This is a genomic window from Kitasatospora sp. Root107 (genome assembly GCF_001424875.1).
In the GTDB taxonomy this organism is placed as follows: Bacteria; Actinomycetota; Actinomycetes; order Streptomycetales; family Streptomycetaceae; genus Kitasatospora.
This window is the reverse complement of the sequence record NZ_LMCT01000033.1, coordinates 1-17,964: the sequence shown is the minus strand read 5'-3', so window position 1 is coordinate 17,964 and position 17,964 is coordinate 1. Positions and strand designations below refer to the sequence as shown.

The following is a 17,964-nucleotide window of genomic DNA, read 5'->3' as shown; positions in this document are numbered from 1 at the left end:
CGGGCCATCGGCACCGCCCCGATCGGGCCGTCCGCCGATGGCCCGTTCCGTACTGCCCGGCACCGGGTGCCATCTGAACGGGTGATCCCTGAGATCCACTTGTGGCGCATGTCACGAAATCGCTGCGGGATGCTCTCGGGATGACGACACTGGGAACCGACGCGGGGGGCGACCTGTCCTACCCGTCGGAGCGCCGGTTCACACCTGGGCCGGGCAGAGGGGATCGGATCGACGGGGTGGGGCACCCAGCGGCTGCCTGTACCCGGTCGACCGGGTCGTAAGCAGCGAAGCGAGGGTACGAAGATGTGCCAGCACCGTCCTGAGTGTCCGTCAGCGGAGTCCACCGACCACGAGGCCGCCATCACCGTGGCCTGCCACCCCGACCAGGGGTGGAGCCTGCTCTGCAACGGCGTCCTGCTGTTCGACGACACCGGCGAGCTGCTGCCCGACGGCCGGGTGGTCGCCCCGCGCCGCCCGCTGGCGATCGCCTCCTGACGACCTGACGAAACGCCAGGGCCCCCGGCAGCAGGTGCTGCCGGGGGCCCTGGCGACGGCTCAGGAGCCGTACTCGTCCAGCGGCGGGCAGGAGCAGACCAGGTTGCGGTCGCCGTACGCGCCGTCGATCCGGCTCACCGGCGGCCAGTACTTGTCCGCCGGGTTCACGCCGGCCGGGAAGACGGCCTCCTGGCGCGAGTAGCCGTGCGTCCACTCACCGGCCATCGTGGCGGCGGTGTGCGGGGCGTTGCGCAGCGGGTTGTCGTCCGCCGCCCACTCGCCGCTGCCGACCTTCTCGATCTCCGCGCGGATCTCGATCATGGTCTCGCAGAACCGGTCGATCTCGCCCAGGTCCTCGGACTCGGTCGGCTCGATCATCAGCGTGCCGGCCACCGGGAAGGACATGGTCGGGGCGTGGAAGCCGTAGTCGATCAGGCGCTTGGCGATGTCGTCCACGGTCACCCCCGTCTCCTTGGTGAGCGGACGCAGGTCGATGATGCACTCGTGCGCGACCAGACCGCCGGGGCCGGTGTAGAGCACCGGGAAGTGCGGGGCGAGCCGCTTGGCGATGTAGTTGGCGTTCAGCACCGCGACCTGGGTGGCGCGCTTGAGGCCCTCGCCGCCCATCAGCCGGACGTACGCCCAGGAGATCGGCAGAATGGCCGCCGAGCCCCACGGAGCGGCCGAGATCGGGCCGACGCCGGTGGCCGGGCCCGCCTCGGACTGCAGCGGGTGGTTCGGCAGGTACGGCGCCAGGTGCGAGCGCACCGCGACCGGGCCGACGCCCGGGCCGCCGCCGCCGTGCGGGATGCAGAAGGTCTTGTGCAGGTTCAGGTGCGAGACGTCCGCACCGAACTTGCCCGGCTTGGCCAGGCCGACCAGGGCGTTCAGGTTGGCACCGTCGACGTACACCTGGCCGCCGGCCTCGTGCACGGCCGCGCAGATGTCGGTGATCTGGGTCTCGAACACGCCGTGGGTGGACGGATAGGTGACCATCAGCACGGCGAGCTGCTCGCGGTGCTGCTCGATCTTGGCCTGCAGGTCCTCGACGTCGACGTCGCCGTCGGTCAGGGTCTTCACCACGACCACCCGCATGCCGGCCATCACGGCCGAGGCCGCGTTGGTGCCGTGCGCGGAGGCCGGGATCAGGCAGACGTCGCGCTGGGTGTCGCCGTTGGCCCGGTGGTACGCGCGGACCGCCAGCAGACCGGCCAGCTCGCCCTGCGAACCGGCGTTCGGCTGGATGGAGACCGCGTCGTAGCCGGTCACCTCGACCAGCTGCTGCTCCAGCTGCCGGATCAGGGTCAGGAAGCCCTCGGCCTGGTCCACCGGGGCGAACGGGTGCAGCTGGCCGAACTCGGGCCAGGTCACCGGCTCCATCTCGGTGGTCGCGTTGAGCTTCATGGTGCAGGAGCCCAGCGGGATCATGCCGCGGTCCAGCGCGTAGTCCCGGTCCGAGAGGCGGCGCAGGTAGCGCAGCATCGCGGTCTCCGAGCGGTGGCTGTGGAAGACCGGGTGGGTCAGGTACTCGTCCTCGCGCAGCAGACCGGCGGGCAGCGCGTCGGCGGCCTCGGCGACCTCGGCGGTGACGCCGAAGGCGGCCCAGACGGCGGCCAGGTGCTCACGGGTGGTGGTCTCGTCGCAGGAGATCGAGACCAGGTCCTCGCTCGCCTGGAAGACGTTCACGCCGTTGGCCCGGGCGGCGGCCACGACCGAAGCGGCCCGGCCCGGCACCTTGGCGGTGACGGTGTCGAAGAACTGACCGGTGGTCAGCTCGACGCCGCCCGCGCGCAGGCCCTCGGCCAGCGCGGCGGCGTAGCGGTGGGTCCGGCGGGCGATGTCGGCCAGGCCGTCCGGGCCGTGGTAGACCGCGTACATCGAGGCCATCACGGCCAGCAGCACCTGGGCGGTGCAGATGTTGGAGGTGGCCTTCTCGCGGCGGATGTGCTGCTCGCGGGTCTGCAGCGCCAGCCGGTAGGCGCGGTTGCCGTCGGCGTCCACCGAGACGCCGACCAGGCGGCCGGGCAGGCTGCGGGCGTACGCGGCGCGGACCGCCAGGTAGCCGGCGTGCGGGCCGCCGAAGCCCATCGGGACACCGAAGCGCTGCGAGGTGCCGCAGGCGATGTCGGCGCCGAGCGAGCCCGGCGACTTGAGCAGGGTGAGCGCCAGCAGGTCGGCGGCGACCGCGACGATCGCGCCCAGGCCGTGCGCCTGCTCGATCACCGGGGCCAGGTCGCGGACCGCGCCGGAGGCACCGGGGTACTGGAGCAGCACGCCGAAGACACCGCGCTCGGCGATCTCGGCCGGGATGCCCTCGGACAGGTCGGCGACGACCACCTCGACCCCGGTCGGCTCGGCCCGGGTCTGGATCACCGCGATCGTCTGCGGCAGGGTGTCGGCGTCGACCAGGAAGACACCGTTCTTGACCTTGCCGACCCGGCGGGCCAGCGCCATCGCCTCGGCAGCGGCGGTGCCCTCGTCGAGCAGCGAGGAGCCGGAGGTGTCCAGCCCGGTCAGGTCGGCGACCACGGTCTGGAAGTTGATCAGAGCCTCGAGCCGGCCCTGCGAGATCTCCGGCTGGTACGGCGTGTACGCGGTGTACCAGGCCGGGCTCTCCAGCACGTTGCGCAGGATAACCGGCGGGGTGAAGGTGCCGTAGTAGCCCAGGCCGATCATCGGCTGGAGCACCTGGTTGCGGTCCGCCAGCTCGCGCAGCTCGGCGAGCACCTGCGCCTCGCTGCGGCCGGCCGGCAGGCCGAGCGCGGTCAGGCTCTTGATGGCGTCCGGCACGGCGGCATCGGACAGCTCGTCCAGCGAGCCGTACCCGACCTGCGCCAGCATCTTCTCCTGGGCGGCGGCGTCGGGGCCGATGTGACGGTTCTCGAAGGGGCTCGACTGCTCGAGCTCGGTGAGGGTCGGCTGGGCATTCATGGGGTCGAGGCCTCCTGGTCACGGACCGGCGGGGGCACGCACGCCGGACGGCAACACCACCGTGGGACGGCGGAGCCGGGGACGAACGAGCCCGTCAGGCCTCCCCCTCTGTCATCGGTACCTGAGAGCTTCGCCCGCACGCGGAGGCCCGGGAGCCGCCCCGTCGGCTTGCACCGTCGGTGAGGGTGGGGTCCGTCGGCTCCCTCGCCGTCGGTCCTGCCCTGCTTTCCAGAGTGACCTACCCCGCACGGTACGGATGCCTGAGAGATTCCGGGGAGGGTTTGCTCCTTCGGCGTCCCCGTGACACCACGTGCAACGGTGCGGGGACTCTCCCGAGCGGGGTCGGCAGTCGCGGCCCAGGGTACCAGCGGAGCGCCGGTTGATCACGGGTGCCCCGGCTCGACTGCCAGGGGTTGTCCGACAATCCGACGTGAATTGTCGGACAACCCCTCCAGCCCCGGACGGGTGCACTCGGCTCGCCACCGTCCCTTTGATGGCTTTTCGTGTGAAGTGCGGCCGTCCAGCTCCTTCGGCCGTCCCCTGACGGTGTGTCAACGGGGCTTTCGTACCTGCTGGAGGACAGCGTGCAGACCGACATCGACCCGCGAGACCTGATCGGCCACAAGGCGGTCGACCGGAACGGCGACAAGATCGGCACGGTCGACGAGGTCTACCTGGACGACGCGACCGGCGAGCCGGAGTGGGCCGCCGTCCGCACCGGGATCTTCGGCCGGGACGCCTTCGTCCCGCTCACCACCAGCGAGTTCTCCGGGGAGGAGCTCAAGGTGCCGTACGACAAGTCGCTGATCAAGGACTCTCCCGACTTCGGGGTCGGCCAGCACCTCTCCCCCGCCCAGGAGCTCCAGCTCTACCGCTACTACGGCCTGGATGCGGGCGGTGCCGTTCCCCCGACCGCGGCCAGGAACGGCTCGGGGACCAGCCAGGACCTCGACTTCGGCACCCTCAGCAAGGAAACCAGCATGAATGCATCACCCGCCGCCGCCGCGACCGTGGCGGCCGCCCCGATGGCCTTCACCGCCACCCACGACACCCAGACCACCAAGCAGCAGCCCGAGCCGGTCATCAGTCCACCCAGCCCCACCACCACGGTCCCAACCGTGCCCGGCAACGCGCCCGCCGATCCGGTGGAGATCACCTGCCGCGAGGAGCGGCTGGACGTCACCACCGAGTGGCACGTGCTGGGGACGGCCAAGCTGCGCAAGTACGTCACCACCGAGGCCGTCGAGCGCAAGGTGCCGGTGGTGAAGGAACGGGTCCGGGTGGAGCGGGTGCCGGTCACCGAGGCCGAGCGGGCCGCGCTCAGCGAGCAGGAGATCGCCGAGGCGGTCGAGGAGGTGACGCTCCGGGAGGAGCGGCCGGTGGTGCGCAAGTACCTGGCGCCGGTCGAGCGGGTCCGCATGGTGGTCGAGCGGTTCACCGAGGAGGCGGTGGTCCGCGACGAGCTGCGCCGCGAGCAGGTGGAGATCCACGACAGCACCACCTCCCCGCCGCCCGCGCCCGCTTCGCCGCCGGCGCCCACGTCGCCGCCGACGGCCTCCTCGAACACCGGCCAGCTGCGCCCGGAGCCACTCCGTCCGTCCTGACGCCTCGTCACTTTGCCAAAGCTTCACCAAGCGATATTTGACATAGTGAAGTATCTGACGGCATCTTTACTTCAGTTCATTGACTTTCTCCCACCTGAAGCTCTCCGCCCGGGTGGCCCGAACTGGAGGAAAATCCGTGAGGCCGAGCAGCGCGCGCGTGCTCCCCGCCCTGGTGTTGGCGATGCTGGCGTTCAGCGTGGTGCAGACCGCGGTCGTCCCGATCCTGCCGTCACTGGCCAAGGAACTGGACGTCTCCGGTTCGAACATCACCTGGCTGATGACGGCGAACCTGCTGTCCGCCGCCGTACTGACCCCGCTGCTCGGCCGCTTCGGCGACCTGCGCGGCCGAAAGCCGATGCTGCTGGTCTCGCTCGGCGGCCTGGTCGCCGGGTCCGCCCTGGCGGTCGGCACCCACTCGTTCACCTGGCTGGTGGTCGCCCGCGTCCTGCAGGGCGCGGGCGGCGGGGTGCTCCCGCTGGCGATCAGCATCGTCCGGGACGAGCTCCCCAAGGAGAAGGTCACCGGCGGCGTGGCGCTGATCAGCGCCTCGATGGGCGTCGGCAGCGGCCTCGGCCTGGTCGCCACCGGCCTGCTGCTGGAGCACTGGAACTACAAGTCGATCTTCTGGATGGGCCTGGCCTTCGGCCTGCTGGCCATCGTCCTGGTGATCTTCCGGGTCCCGACCGACCCGGTGGTGGACAAGAACGGCGGCGCCGACCCGCTCGGCGCACTCACCCTGGCCGGCTGGCTCTGCGCCCTGCTGGTCGCGGTCAGCCAGGGCAACACCTGGGGCTGGACCTCCAACCGCACCCTCGGCCTGTTCGCCGTCGCCGCCGTGGTCGCGCTGATCTGGGGCTTCATCGAGGTCAGGGTCGCCCACCCGCTGGTCGACATGAAGATGATGGCCCGTCCGGCCGTCGCCTTCACCAACCTCTCCGGGCTGCTGATCGGCTTCGGCATGTACGGCTCGTTCATGGTGATCAGCAACTTCGCGCAGACCCCCGAGAAGGTCGCGCACTACGGCTTCACCGCCAGCGTGCTGCACGCCGGTGTGATGCTGCTGCCCTCCGCCATCGGCTCGATGGTCGCCGCCCCGGTCGGCGCGCTGCTGATCGCCCGTCGCGGGCCCCGGCTGCCGCTGGTCCTCGGTGGCCTGCTGGGCGCCGTCGGCTTGGGCTACCTGGCGCTCCGTCACGGAGCCGAAGGTGACATCTACCTCTCCTCCGCCGTGTTCGGCCTCGGCGTCGGCCTGGCCTACGCCGCGATGCCCGCCTACATCAACGGCGCCGTCCCGGTCGAGCAGTCCGGTATCGCCAACGGCATGAACGCCGTGCTGCGCACCGTCGGTGGCGCCATCGGCACCGCCGTGATGGGCGCCATCCTGACCGGTGACCTGATCCCGAACCTGCCGGTCCCGCTGCCCACCCTGGACGCCTACCAGCACGCCTTCTGGGTGGCCGGCGCGATGTGCCTGGTGGCCGCCGTGGTGCCGTTCGCGATCCGCCGGATCAAGACCACTCCCGCCCCGGTCGAGGCTGCCGCCTCCGCCCCGGAGCTGGTGAAGACCGACGCCTGACGGCGTCGACCGCGCGCTCAGGGACGGGTCGCGCGGTCACCGGGTCCAAGGCGGTACGTGAGGGCATCACGACCGCACCGAGGGCCCGGCCGGATGATCGGCCCCCGCACCGCTGGACACGGTGCGGGGGCCGCTCCCGTTCTTGGACCGGCCGTCGGTTGGGGGGCGGCGTCGCGGCGCCGGGGCACGCACCTCGCCACCGCTCCTTCACCCACCCCCCAACCGACGGAAGGTCTCACTCCTCCTCCTCGTCCGGGAGGACCATCCCAGGCCGGAGCGGCTGCGGGCGGGACGGCGTCAGCTCCGGGTCGTCCACCGCGAAGGTGCGGACCCGGCCGATCTCGCTCTGCGGGGTCTCGAACCGCACCGTCACCCGGCCCACCCCACTGCCCTGCACCCAGCCGGGGCCGAGCTGAGCGTGCGTCGCATCCTGCCCCGGCCGCCAGTGCCTGGTCTCCTCCACCACCGGCGCAGGCTCGGCCCTGACCTCCTCCAGCACCTCCAGCGCGGCGGCCCGCTCCGCCCGCTCGGCCTGCTCCGCCTGCGCGAACAGGTCCTCCTGGGTGAAGTCGGCCAGCTGCGACACCCCGACCCCCAGCAGCCGGACGCCACCGGTGATGTCCACCTGCAGGGCCAGCCGCCGGGCCGTCTCGGCGATCACCGTCTCGTCGTCGGTGGGCGCCCGCAGGGTCTCCGACCGGGTCAGCGTGGAGAAGTCGAATCGCCGCACCTTGAGCACCACCGTCCGCCCCGAGCGACCGCTGGCGTGCAGGCGGCGGACACAACGGGCCGTCAGCACGTCGATCTCCTGCAGCACCCGCCCCCGGTCCAGCAGGTCCACCTCGAAGGTGTCCTCGACCGAGACGGACTTGGCGTCCCGGTCCGGCACCACGGGCCGGTCGTCCTGACCGGTCGACATCTGGAACACGCCGAGACCGTGCGAGCGGCCGAGCAGCTGGACCAGCTCCGCCTCCCCCGCCGCCGCCAGGTCCGCCACCTTCTCCAGGCCGACCCGGCGAAGCGCCTGCTCGGTGGCCGGGCCGACCCCGGGCAGCGCCCGGACCGGCATGGTGGCCAGTACAGCCCGCTCCTGCCCGGGCTCGACCAGCACCAGCCCGTCCGGCTTGGCCTGCTCGGAGGCGATCTTCGCCATCAGCTTGGAACTGGCCAGACCGACCGAGGCGGTCAGGCCCGTCCGTTCGGTGATGTCCGCCCGCAGGTCGGCGGCGATCGCCACGATCAGCTCCGGCGCCGCCACCGGCCCGGACGCCGCCAGCAACGGCCCGTACGGCCCCGCCTCCAGGTCGACGAAGGCCTCGTCCAGGCTGAGCGGCTCGACCAGCGGGGAGAGCTCCCGCAGCAGGCCCATCACCAGCTCGCTGACCTGCCGGTAGGCCTCGAACCGCCCGGTCAGGAAGGCCGCGTTCGGGCAGAGCCGCCGGGCCTGGGCCATCGGCATCGCCGAGTGGACGCCGAACTTCCGCGCCTCGTACGAGGCGGTGGCGACCACTCCCCGGCCGCCCAGGCCGCCGACGATCACCGGCTTCCCACGCAGGCTCGGCTTGGCCGCCTGCTCCACCGCCGCGAAGAAGGCGTCCATGTCGAGGTGGAGGATGCTCGGCACTGACCGCACCCGTCGATCATCCCGCAGGGGTACGACAGTTACCGGGCGATTCGGTTCTGCGCGGCGCCGGTCTCAGTGCGCGGCGTCCGCCAGCGCCCGGCCGATGCCGTGCTCCTGCTCGCCGAGGAACGTCGGGTCCGGCTCGAACAGCGCGTCCAGCGCCGCCTTGCCCGCCCCGGGGATCTCCCGCAGCCCGCCGTAGTACCAGGTGCCGTTCGGGTCCTCGTCCACCCCGACCGCGTACGAGTCGATGCCCGCCGCCTGACAGAGCGCCAGCGCGCGGCGGACGTGGAAGGTCTGACTGACCAGCACCGCCCGCTCCACGCCGAAGATGTTCCGGGCCCGGGTGCACGAGTCCCAGGTGTCGAAACCGGCGTAGTCCTCCACCACCCGCACGGCGGGCACGCCGTGCTCGACCAGGTAGTCGCGCATCGCGTCGGTCTCGTCGTACTCGGTCCGGCTGTTGTCGCCGGTCACCAGGACGGCCCGGATCCGGTGGTCCTGATAGAGCGTCACCGCCGCGTCCAGCCGGTGCGCCAGGTAGGGCGAGGGCCTGCCGTCGAACAGGCCGGCCCCGAACACCACCGCCACCGGGGCACTCGGCGCCTGCGCCACCGTGCCGACCCGGTCCCCCGCGCCGAGCCAGAGCCAGGTCATCGGCGCCAGCGCCACCGCGCTCGCCGCCACCACGCTCTGGAACAGCCTCCGCTGGACCACTCGACGCACTCTGCCTCCCCTTGATCTCTCGTCCGGGGAGAGCGACGCTCCGTCAGCCCGCGCGGTTGCGCCGCTGGGCCAGCTCGTCGCCCGGGTCCTGGCCGACCAGGGTCTCGCCGGTGTCGGTGCGCTCGGCGTGCAGCCGGCTCAGAGCCGTCTCCAGCTCCCGCCAGACCGCGCCCACCGCGATCCCGAAGACGCCCTGACCACCCTTCAGCAGATCGACCACCTGCTGCGGGGAGGTGCACTCGTAGACGGTGGCGCCGTCGGACATCAGGGTCAGCCCGGTCAGGTCCTCGGCCTCGGTGCCGCGCAGGTGACTGACCGCCACCCGGATGTTCTGCAGCGAGACCCCGGTGTCCAACAGCTTCTTGACGATCTTCAGCAGCAGGATGTCGCGGAAGCTGTACAGCCGCTGCGAGTTGGCCGGGTAGGCCGTCCGCACGCTCGGCTCCAGCAGGCCCGTCCGAGCCCAGTAGTCCAGTTGACGGTAGGTGATACCGGCCGCCGCACAGGCCGTCGGGCCCCGGTAGCCGACCAGCGCCGAGGTCGGCGTGAGGCGCTCGATCGCGGGCTGGCCCGCCTGCACCGCAGGGAACCGGCTGACTCTCGGCAACTCCGACTCGGCCCCGGCACCATCCCGGGTCCGCTCCAGCACACTGCGCGCGGAGCGCGGGACGTGCACGGAGCACTGGCCTCCGACGGCTGCTTCGTCGCCCATGCCGCTCATGCCTACCTCCGTCCGCTCGTCCTGATGCCCCGTCGGCCCCCGGAAGGCGTAACCGACCGGAGCCACTCCTGACGGTAAGCAGTCGCCCCGGACCCGTCAACGATCGCCACGCCGGGCTCCGGTGACAATGTCACTCGGCCGAGTGGTTTTTCGTGCCCTTAGTGTGGGTATGCGAACGCCTTTTGGCAAAACAGGATTTGCGGACGTACGGCGTGGCGGACTACCACCGCCGGGCTGCTGCGGCCCGGCTACTGCTGGCCGCCGAAGTCCTCCGGTGAGATCTGGTCGAGGAACTCGCGGAACTTCTCCACCTCGTCCTCCTGCTCGTCCGGGATCGCGATACCCGCCTCGGCGAGCACCTCCTCGGTCCCGAAGATCGGCGTCCCGGTCCGCAGCGCCAGCGCTATCGCGTCGGACGGCCTTGCGCTCACCTCGACCCCGCCGGAGAAGACCAGCTCGGCGTAGAACACCCCGTCCCGCAGGTCGCTGATCCGCACCTCGGTGAGCTGCTGGCCGAGCGCCTCCAGCACGTCCTTGAACAGGTCGTGGGTCAGCGGCCGCACCGGCGTCATCCCCTGCTGGGCGAACGCGATCGCCGTCGCCTCACCGGGACCGATCCAGATCGGCAGGTACCGATCGCCCCCTACCTCCCGAAGCAGCACGATCGGCTGATTGGAAGGCATCTCCACCCTGACACCCACGACGTCGAGCTCGTTCACATCGCAACCCTATGACCCCTGCCCCGGATATGAAAGCGCAGCCGGTCAGCGCCAGGGTCAACCCTATGGCCGCGAACGCAGTCCGGCCTGCACCATGGCCGCGTGCAACCGCACCGAAAGAGTCGCCAGTTCGCGCGCGGTGGCCTCGGCGTGGGCCCGGGTCTGCGGGTTGCGGTGCCGCCGCAGCGGAGCCACCACCTGGTCGATCAGGGCCACCTCGCGCTCGGCGCCCGCCTTCATCGCCCGCAGGTGCCGCGGCTCCAGGCCGAACCGGCCCATCTCCGCCACCAGCCTGGCGACCTGCAGCGCCTCGCCGTCGTACCCGCCGTCCGGACCGGCCGAGATCAGCCCGTACGACTCCCACTCGACCAGCTCGGGCTCGCCGGCCTCGGCGGCCGCCAGCAGCTCGGAGCGGCCCAGCCGCACCCCGCCGCCCGGGGCGGCCACCAGCTCGCGGTCCGCCTCCTCCACCGGCCCGGGCCGGTTGTCGGGCGCGGGCAGCGCCGGGGGCGCCTCACCGCGCTCGATCGCGTCCAGGTGCTCGCGGATCACCCGCAGCGGCAGGTAGTGGTCCCGCTGCATCCGCAGCACGTACGCCAGCCGGTCCAGGTCGGCGGAGCTGAACTTGCGGTAGCCCGAAGGGGTCCGCTGCGGCTCCACCAAGCCCTCCGCCTCCAGGAAGCGGATCTTCGAGATGGTGACCTCGGGAAAGTCGTCCCTGAGGAACGTCAGCACCGCACCGATGCTGAGCAGTTCGTCACCACGCCGCCGCGCCTCGCCCGCCCGGCGCGAACCGGGGACGGGCGAGAGCTCGACGGTACTGGGCGTGTGCGCGGTCACTCGGGCTCCTGCCGACGTTGGGTTCAGTACCCCCGCTGGTGGCTGGCGAAGAAGACCAGCCGGTACTTGCCGATCTGCACCTCGTCGCCGTTGTTGAGCTGCACCTCGTCGATCCGCTCGCGGTTGACGTAGGTGCCGTTCAGGCTGCCCACGTCGGCCACCGAGAAGCCGCCCGGCTGACGCCGGAACTCCACGTGCCGGCGGGAGACCGTGACGTCGTCCAGGAAGATGTCACCCTCGGGGTGACGCCCGGCCGTGGTCACGTCCGCGTCCAGCAGGAAGCGGCTGCCCGAGTTCGGGCCGCGCTGCACGATCAGCAGGGCCGAGCCCGGCGGCAGCGCGTCGATCGCCGACAGCACCTCGGCCGACAGTGCCGGAGTGGTGCCCGTGCCGGTGGTGGTGTTGGGGTCGTACGACTCCAGGCCGGAGATCGAGATGGTCGAGGTGGTCTCGGCCGCGCCCTCGGGCAGCTGCCCGCCGCGCAGCGCCGTGCCGCAGTTGGAACAGAAGCGTGCCGTGGCCGGGTTCAGGTTCCCGCACCGGAGGCACGGAGTCGGACCACCGGCCATCTGCGCTGCCTCCTGGTGCGGCACACCCGGCAGGGTGTGATCGGCATAGGGGTTCTCCTGGGCGAACCCTCCACCAGAGGTTGAGGGTCCCGACTGGAAACCTATGCGCGGAGCACCGGAAGCATCGACCGACGCGCCGTAGCCCGCCGAATTCGCCGGAGCCTGCCCGCCCTCGCGGTACAGCGGACGCTCGGCGTACTGCGCCTGCTCCGGCGCGGGCCGCATGCCGGGCACGGCCGACTCGTCCGCGCGGCGGTGCCGCGCGGTCGGCTCCTCGACCGCGACGCGGCTCTTCGAACGGCCGAACAGCTTCGAGAACAGACTCACGGGCGAATCCCCTTGCGTGTGACAGACCCGCCCGCGGGGCAGGGTGTGAGGCTCGGACAGGCGGTCGGCCGGACTGACGGCCGTGATCGGACGAGCGGTACGTCCCAGTGTCTCCGACGCCGGGGCGGCCACCCGCACCGGGGGCGGTCGAGAACTGACGGACCGTACGGAAGTCGAGCCGTCACTTCGCCGCCGGCTTGGCGTACTGAGGCACCGTCGGAGCGGCCAGGGCGTCGACGACGACCTTCTGCTCCTGGGTGATGGTGGCGCGTGCCTGCTGTTTCTCCAGGCTGCGCACCACGCCGCCCGGGATGTTCAGCGCGGGTGTCAGGTCCTGCGGGTTCCCCACCACGGTGAACCGGAACGGCGCCGACACGTTCTTGCCGTCGACCTGCACGCCCCCGTCCGTGTCGGTGAAGTAGGTGCCTGCCACCACTCGCACATCGTTGATCTGAATCGCCTCCGCCCCCGCGGCTCGGAGTTCCTGCAGGGTGTCCAGCAGCATATCCGCCTTCACCTGCCGTTGGGGATCATCAATCGTCAGCACGATCCCCGGGCCGGTGGCCCGGACCGTACCGGCCAGCACCCCGAGCTCCGTCGCCTTCTTCCTGGTCTGCTCCTGGGCCTCCTTGGCCTGGTTGGAGCTGTTCTCCAACTGCGCCAGGGACTGTTCCAGTTGCGTCTTCTCCTGGAGGAGACGCTGCTGACGGCTGTCCAGTTCGTCGAGAATCCGAACCAGGTCCTCCTGCCGCGCGCCGCGCAGCTGGTTGTGGTCGTTGGTCGACCGCACCTGCACCGCCAGCGCGAAGCCGAGCACCATCAGCAAGGTCGCCACCACGACCTGCCCCCGGGACAGCCGGGGCGGCCAGAGCGCGACGGTCAGCCGACGGCGCGGGTTGCTCTCCGGCTCCGGCTTGGGTTCCGCCTTCGGTTCCGCCTCGGGTTCCGCCTCGGGTTCCGCTTCGGGTTCCGCCGGCTCGGGCTGCTGCTCCTCGGGCTGTTCTTCCGCTGCCATCGGTCCTCCTCAGGCCCGGAACACGTGCCGGCGGATGGCCGCCGCGTTGGAGAAGATCCGGATGCCGAGCACCACCACCACGCCGGTGGACAGCTGCGATCCGACGCCCAGCTGGTCGCCCAGGTAGACGATCAGGGCCGCGACCACCACGTTGGAGAGGAACGAGACCACGAACACCTTGTCGTCGAAGATGCCGTCGAGCATCGCCCTGACCCCGCCGAAGACCGCGTCGAGCGCCGCCACCACCGCGATCGGCAGGTACGGCACCACGGCGTCGGGCACCTCGGGCTGGACGATCAGACCGACGACCACGCCGATCACGAGACCCAGAACGGCAATCACGGTGTAGCTGCTCCTGTGGTGTCGGGCTGCGCGTACCGCAGCGTGATGCCGAGCGCGCCCGGCACGGTCAGCTTCTTCTGGACGGACAGGGTCGACTTGATGCCGTACCCGTCCTGGATCAGCTTGAGGTAGCGCCCTGCCTCCCCGTCCTGGAAGGTCTGGGCGAACTTCGCGCCGTTGCCGATCGCCAGCACGGTGTACGGCGGCACCAGCGGCCGGTTGTCCACCAGCACCGCGTCGCCGGCCGCCCGGATCGCCGAGAGCTCGGTCAACCGCTGGCCGTTCACCGAGATCGCCTCGGCCCCGGACCGCCACAGACCGTTCACGACCAGTTGGATGTCACGGTCCTTCAACCGGCCGGAGTTCTGGAAGCCGTCCGCCTCCCTGGGGTTGGAGACCGAACCGCCCGCATCGGTACCGGACGCGTCCTCCAGCACCAGCTTCACGCCGGGGCCACTGACCGCGGCGGTGCCCGCCTGACCCGCGAGCTGCGCCAGCGCCGCGTTGCCGTCGGCCTGCAGGGCCTGGCTCTGCGCCCGGTCGACCTTGCCGCGCAGATCCTGGATCTGCTGCTGGAGTTGGTCGGTGTTGCCGTTCGCGTCCTTGACCCGCTGCACCAGGGCGTCCCGCTCCTTGGCCAGGGTCGGCGCCGCCTGGCGCGAGGTGACCGCGCCGACCGTCACCACGGTGGTGGCGAGCGCCAGTCCGAGCGCGAGCACCGCCTTGCCCTTGAGCGCGGTCGGCATCCGGCGGGGGCCCTGGTCCGCGCGGGCCTTGGCCGCCTCGGCGTAGCCCTCGTCCAGTCCGTGGTCCATCACGCTGGTCAGCAGGGACATCGAGGCGTCCGGGCGCGAGTAGCGTCCGTCCCGGTCACTCGGCGTCGGCGATGCTGGCATGCCGAACATCGTCCCATGGCGCGGGGGACGGCCGTGCACACCCCCCGCCGTACACGCGCCGACCCGCCCCGACTCTCCCGCTACCGGCCGGCGCCGTCCACCACGGCCGCCCACTCGTCCAGCAGCTGCTGGGTCGCCTCGTCGTCCGGGCCCTCGGCCCACAGGTGGGTGACCGCCTCGGCCGGGTCCGGCAGGACCAGCGTCCACCGCCCGTCCGGCTCGACCACCCGGACGCCGTCGGTGGTGTCCAACCGCCGGCTGCCCGCCGCCTCGACCACCGAACGCATCACCATGCCCTTGGCCGCCCACGGCGTCGCGATGTCCCGGCGCTGGATGTGCGCCTGCGGGATCCGGGCGTCGATCTGACTGAGCGTCAGCTGCGTCCTGGCCACCAGGCCGACCAGCCGGACGAAGGCCGCCGCGCCGTCCAGCACTCCGCTGAACTCCGGCACGATGAAGCCGCCGCGCCCGTCGCCGCCGAACACCGTGCCCTCCGCCGAGGCCGCCTTCGCCAGATCGTCCGGCGAGGTGCTGGTCCAGGTCACCTGGGTGCCGTGGTACGCCGCGACCTGCTCCGCGATCCGGGTGGTGGTCACCGGCAGCGCCACCTGCCCGCTCCGCCGCTCGGCCGCGACCAGGTCGAGCAGCACCAGCAGCGCCCGGTCGTCCCCGATCACCCGGCCCAACTCGTCCACGAAGGAGACCCGCTCACCGACCGGGTCGAAGCGCACCCCGAACGCCGCCCGCGAGGAGGCCACCAGCTCGCCCAGCCGGGCCAGCCCGGCCCGCCGGGACTCGGCGTCCTCGGTCGGCCTGGACTCGTCCAGACCACCGCTGACGGTCAGTGCCTCGACCCCGAGCCGGCCGAGGATGCTCGGCAGCACCAGCCCGGCACTGCCGTGCGCGGCGTCCACCACCACCTTCAGCCCGGCCTCCCGGACCCCACTGGTGTCCACCGCCCGCAGCAGATTGCCCGCGTACGAGTCGAAGACGCTGCCCGGGTGCGACAGGTCACCGATCTCACCGGGGAACGCACGCCGGTACTCCTGCCGGGCATAGACCCGGTCCAGCTTGCGCTGCCCGGCCTGCGAGAGGTCGGCACCGCGCTCGTCGAAGAACAGGATGTCCAGCGAGTCCGGCACCCCGGGCGAGGTCCGCAGGAAGATCCCGCCCGCACTGCCCCTGGCGGTGTGCTGACGCGCCACCGGCAGCGGCACGTTCTCCAGGTCACGGACGTCGATCGCGCTGGTCTGCAGCGCCGAGATCATCGCCCGCTTGAGCGCCCGCGCACCACGCGAGTGGTCACGCGCGATGGTGACGGTGGCGCCCTTCTTCAGCGTGGTGGCGTACGCCCCGGCCAGCCGGACCGCGAGCTCCGGGGTGATCTCGACGTTCAGGATGCCGGAGACGCCGCGCACCCCGAACAGGTGCTCCTGGCCCCGCGACTCCCAGATCACCGAGGTGTTGACGAAGGCCCCGGCCTCGATCGTCTTGAACGGATAGACCCGGACGTTGCCCGAGATGATCGACTCCTCGCCGATCAGGCACTCGTCACCGATCACCGCCCCGTCCTCGATCCGGGCCGCCCGCATCACATCGGTGTTCTTGCCGACCACACAGCCACGCAGGTTGCTCTGCGGCCCGATGTAAACGTTGTCGTGGATCACCGCCTTGTGCAGGAACGCCCCGCGCTTGACCACCACGTTGCTGCCCAGCACGGTGTGCTCGCGCAGCTCCACCCCGGCCTCGACCTTGGCGTAGTCGCCGATGTACAGCGGCCCGCGCAGGATCGCCTCCGGGTCCACCTCCGCGCCCTCGGCGATCCAGACCCCTGGGGAGATCTCGAAGCCGTCCAGCTCGACGTCGACCTTGCCCTCCAGGACGTCGGCCTGCGCCTTGCCGTAGCTCTCGTGGGTGCCCACGTCCTCCCAGTAGCCCTCGGCGACGTACCCGAAGACCGGCTTGCCCTCCTTGAGCAACTGCGGGAACACGTCGCTGGACCAGTCCACCGACTCGCCGGCCGCGACGTAGTCGAAGACCTCCGGCTCCATCACGTAGATACCGGTGTTCACGGTGTCCGAGAAGACCTGACCCCAGGTCGGCTTCTCCAGGAACCGCTCCACCCGGCCCTCGTCGTCGGTGATGGTGATCCCGAACTCCAGCGGGTTGGGCACCCTGGTCAGACAGACCGTCACCAGCGCACCCTTGCGCCGGTGGAACGCGATCAGGTCCGTGAGGTCGAAGTCGGTCAGCGCATCCCCGGAGATCACCAGAAAGGAGTCGTCCCGGAGCGCGTCCTCCGCGTTCTTCACGCTGCCCGCAGTGCCGAGCGGGGTCTCTTCGTTCGCATAGGTGAGGTGCATGCCCAACTCTTCGCCGTCACCGAAGTAGTTCTTCACCAACGAGGCGAGGAACTGGACGGTGACCACGGTGTCGGTGAGGCCGTGACGCTTGAGCAGCCTCAGCACATGCTCCATGATCGGGCGGTTCGCCACCGGTAGCAGTGGTTTGGGCATGCTCGAGGTCATCGGGCGAAGGCGAGTTCCCTCGCCCCCTGCCATCACAACGGCTTTCATATCGGGTGCGTCCTCCTTCGCGGCTCTGGAATGCCCCTTCACGGGGTTCCATCAAACCGTTCCGAAGGCATCTCTACCCGGTAACCCCCTCCCGACGCACCGATGGGGCGTGGGACTCGTCTCGTCCCACGCCCCATCAGGGGTGTGTCGTGCACCGTAAGGGCGCGCAAAGGGTGCCCTACGGGTACCGGCGGCTCAGCTCACGGCCGCGGCGGCGTCCGCCTTCACCAGTTGTCTGGCCTGCACCGCGTACAGGATGCCTGCCCACCAGTAGAGCACCGTCCCCCACCAGATGAACGCCCAACTCACCACACCGGCCACGTCGGCCAGCCAGCCCGAGCCGTCACCCAGCAGCAGAAGCGGAAAGCCGTACATCAGATTGAAGGTCGCCGCCTTGCCGAGAAAACTCACCTGCAAGGGCCCGTACCGGTGCTTGCTCAGAATCGGCAACAACGCACCGATAAAAACCTCCCGCGCCAGCAGAAGCGCGGTGACCCACCACGGCAGAATCCCCCGCCAGGTCAGCCCGACCAGCGTAGACAGCACGAACAGCCGGTCCGCCGCCGGGTCCAGGATCTGACCGAGCCGGCTGATCTGCCCCCACCGCCGGGCCAGCTTGCCGTCCAGATAGTCACTGATCCCACTCAGCATCAGGATCGCGATCGCCCAACCGTCGTTGTTGGGCCCGTCGAACACCGGCCAGAGAATCAGCCACAGGAAGATCGGAACGCCCACCAGCCGGCCCATGCTCAGCAGGTTGGGGATGGTGAGGACGCGGTCGGTCTGGACGCGCGTCTCCTGGACCTCCACTCGGGGGCCTCCCTGTACGGTACGTAATACGTTGCGGCACTGACCCTACAACAGAAAAGCCCCCCATCCGCTGGGGATGAGGGGCTTCTCTGAATGATTGTTCGGCGGCGTCCTACTCTCCCACAGGGTCCCCCCTGCAGTACCATCGGCGCTATGAGGCTTAGCTTCCGGGTTCGGAATGTAACCGGGCGTT

15 protein-coding genes, 1 rRNA gene and 1 riboswitch are annotated in these 17,964 nt (G+C 70.8%); of the genes, 3 read left to right on the top strand and 13 right to left on the bottom strand.

Annotation, left to right across the window (positions count from 1 at the left end):
- Positions 1-303: 303 nt before the first annotated feature.
- Positions 304-495 carry a DUF5999 family protein gene (locus tag ASC99_RS25455; protein WP_057236181.1) on the top strand — a complete coding sequence of 64 codons (192 nt, stop codon included), beginning with the start codon at positions 304-306 and terminating at the stop codon, positions 493-495.
- A 60-nt stretch (positions 496-555) separates the two neighbouring features.
- Here the strand turns inward: ASC99_RS25455 and gcvP are convergent, their stop codons facing one another.
- Positions 556-3,426: an aminomethyl-transferring glycine dehydrogenase gene (gene gcvP, locus ASC99_RS25450; RefSeq protein WP_057236178.1), complete on the bottom strand. Its 2,871-nt coding sequence runs from the start codon at positions 3,424-3,426 to the stop codon at positions 556-558.
- 238 nt (positions 3,427-3,664) lie between these two features.
- Positions 3,665-3,771: riboswitch (glycine riboswitch) on the bottom strand.
- Positions 3,772-3,974: 203 nt separating this feature from the next.
- Here gcvP and ASC99_RS36740 point away from each other — a divergent pair.
- Both ASC99_RS36740 and ASC99_RS25440 read left to right on the top strand, forming a co-directional pair.
- A complete protein-coding gene (locus ASC99_RS36740; protein WP_157531736.1) occupies positions 3,975-5,030 on the top strand; it encodes a PRC and DUF2382 domain-containing protein in 1,056 nt (351 codons plus the stop codon).
- 136 nt (positions 5,031-5,166) lie between these two features.
- The gene (locus tag ASC99_RS25440; RefSeq protein WP_235502653.1) at positions 5,167-6,606 is read left to right on the top strand and encodes an MFS transporter; all 1,440 of its coding nucleotides are present in this window, start codon (positions 5,167-5,169) and stop codon (positions 6,604-6,606) included.
- Between the two features lie 235 nt (positions 6,607-6,841).
- On the opposite strand, the gene ASC99_RS25435 is transcribed toward ASC99_RS25440, so the two are convergent.
- The 12 genes from ASC99_RS25435 to rrf form a co-directional block, all read right to left on the bottom strand.
- Positions 6,842-8,239, bottom strand: a complete 1,398-nt coding sequence (locus ASC99_RS25435; protein ID WP_057236175.1) for a DNA polymerase IV — start codon at positions 8,237-8,239, stop codon at positions 6,842-6,844.
- A 63-nt stretch (positions 8,240-8,302) separates the two neighbouring features.
- Complete coding sequence (locus tag ASC99_RS25430; protein ID WP_369824236.1) at positions 8,303-8,947, bottom strand: vancomycin high temperature exclusion protein; 645 nt, start codon at positions 8,945-8,947, stop codon at positions 8,303-8,305.
- A gap of 52 nt (positions 8,948-8,999) precedes the next feature.
- Entirely contained in the window at positions 9,000-9,677 is a 678-nt protein-coding gene (locus ASC99_RS25425) for a MerR family transcriptional regulator (protein WP_082598614.1), read from the bottom strand.
- Positions 9,678-9,925: 248 nt separating this feature from the next.
- On the bottom strand, positions 9,926-10,396 hold the full coding sequence (locus ASC99_RS25420; RefSeq protein WP_057236169.1) for a bifunctional nuclease family protein: 471 nt from the start codon (positions 10,394-10,396) through the stop codon (positions 9,926-9,928).
- A gap of 63 nt (positions 10,397-10,459) precedes the next feature.
- A complete protein-coding gene (locus tag ASC99_RS25415) occupies positions 10,460-11,149 on the bottom strand; it encodes a MerR family transcriptional regulator (RefSeq protein WP_057236234.1) in 690 nt (229 codons plus the stop codon).
- Positions 11,150-11,259: 110 nt separating this feature from the next.
- Positions 11,260-12,132, bottom strand: coding sequence for an FHA domain-containing protein (locus tag ASC99_RS25410; protein WP_057236166.1), 873 nt, complete (start codon positions 12,130-12,132; stop codon positions 11,260-11,262).
- Positions 12,133-12,313: 181 nt separating this feature from the next.
- Positions 12,314-13,147 (bottom strand): DUF881 domain-containing protein, encoded by an 834-nt coding sequence (locus ASC99_RS25405; RefSeq protein WP_057236163.1) that lies wholly within the window; start codon positions 13,145-13,147, stop codon positions 12,314-12,316.
- A 9-nt stretch (positions 13,148-13,156) separates the two neighbouring features.
- Positions 13,157-13,489, bottom strand: coding sequence for a small basic family protein (locus ASC99_RS25400; protein WP_057236160.1), 333 nt, complete (start codon positions 13,487-13,489; stop codon positions 13,157-13,159).
- Complete coding sequence (locus ASC99_RS25395) at positions 13,486-14,394, bottom strand: DUF881 domain-containing protein (RefSeq protein WP_157531735.1); 909 nt, start codon at positions 14,392-14,394, stop codon at positions 13,486-13,488. Before ASC99_RS25395 ends, ASC99_RS25400 begins: the two co-directional genes overlap by 4 nt.
- Positions 14,395-14,465: 71 nt before the next feature.
- Positions 14,466-16,961: a mannose-1-phosphate guanyltransferase gene (locus ASC99_RS25390; protein WP_057236155.1), complete on the bottom strand. Its 2,496-nt coding sequence runs from the start codon at positions 16,959-16,961 to the stop codon at positions 14,466-14,468.
- 195 nt (positions 16,962-17,156) lie between these two features.
- Positions 17,157-17,771 (bottom strand): CDP-alcohol phosphatidyltransferase family protein, encoded by a 615-nt coding sequence (locus ASC99_RS25385; RefSeq protein ID WP_057236152.1) that lies wholly within the window; start codon positions 17,769-17,771, stop codon positions 17,157-17,159.
- Between the two features lie 99 nt (positions 17,772-17,870).
- Positions 17,871-17,964 (bottom strand): 5S ribosomal RNA (rrf, locus tag ASC99_RS25380); the annotation flags it as partial.

What these genes read in the sequence shown, in the direction of transcription:
- ASC99_RS25455 (WP_057236181.1), top strand. Translation starts at nt 304, where the DNA reads ATGTGCCAGCACCGTCCTGAGTGTCCGTCAGCGGAGTCCACCGACCAC.
- gcvP (WP_057236178.1), bottom strand. Translation starts at nt 3,426, where the DNA reads ATGAATGCCCAGCCGACCCTCACCGAGCTCGAGCAGTCGAGCCCCTTC.
- ASC99_RS25425 (WP_082598614.1), bottom strand. Translation starts at nt 9,677, where the DNA reads ATGAGCGGCATGGGCGACGAAGCAGCCGTCGGAGGCCAGTGCTCCGTG.
- ASC99_RS25405 (WP_057236163.1), bottom strand. Translation starts at nt 13,147, where the DNA reads ATGGCAGCGGAAGAACAGCCCGAGGAGCAGCAGCCCGAGCCGGCGGAA.
- ASC99_RS25395 (WP_157531735.1), bottom strand. Translation starts at nt 14,394, where the DNA reads ATGTTCGGCATGCCAGCATCGCCGACGCCGAGTGACCGGGACGGACGC.
- ASC99_RS25390 (WP_057236155.1), bottom strand. Translation starts at nt 16,961, where the DNA reads ATGAAAGCCGTTGTGATGGCAGGGGGCGAGGGAACTCGCCTTCGCCCG.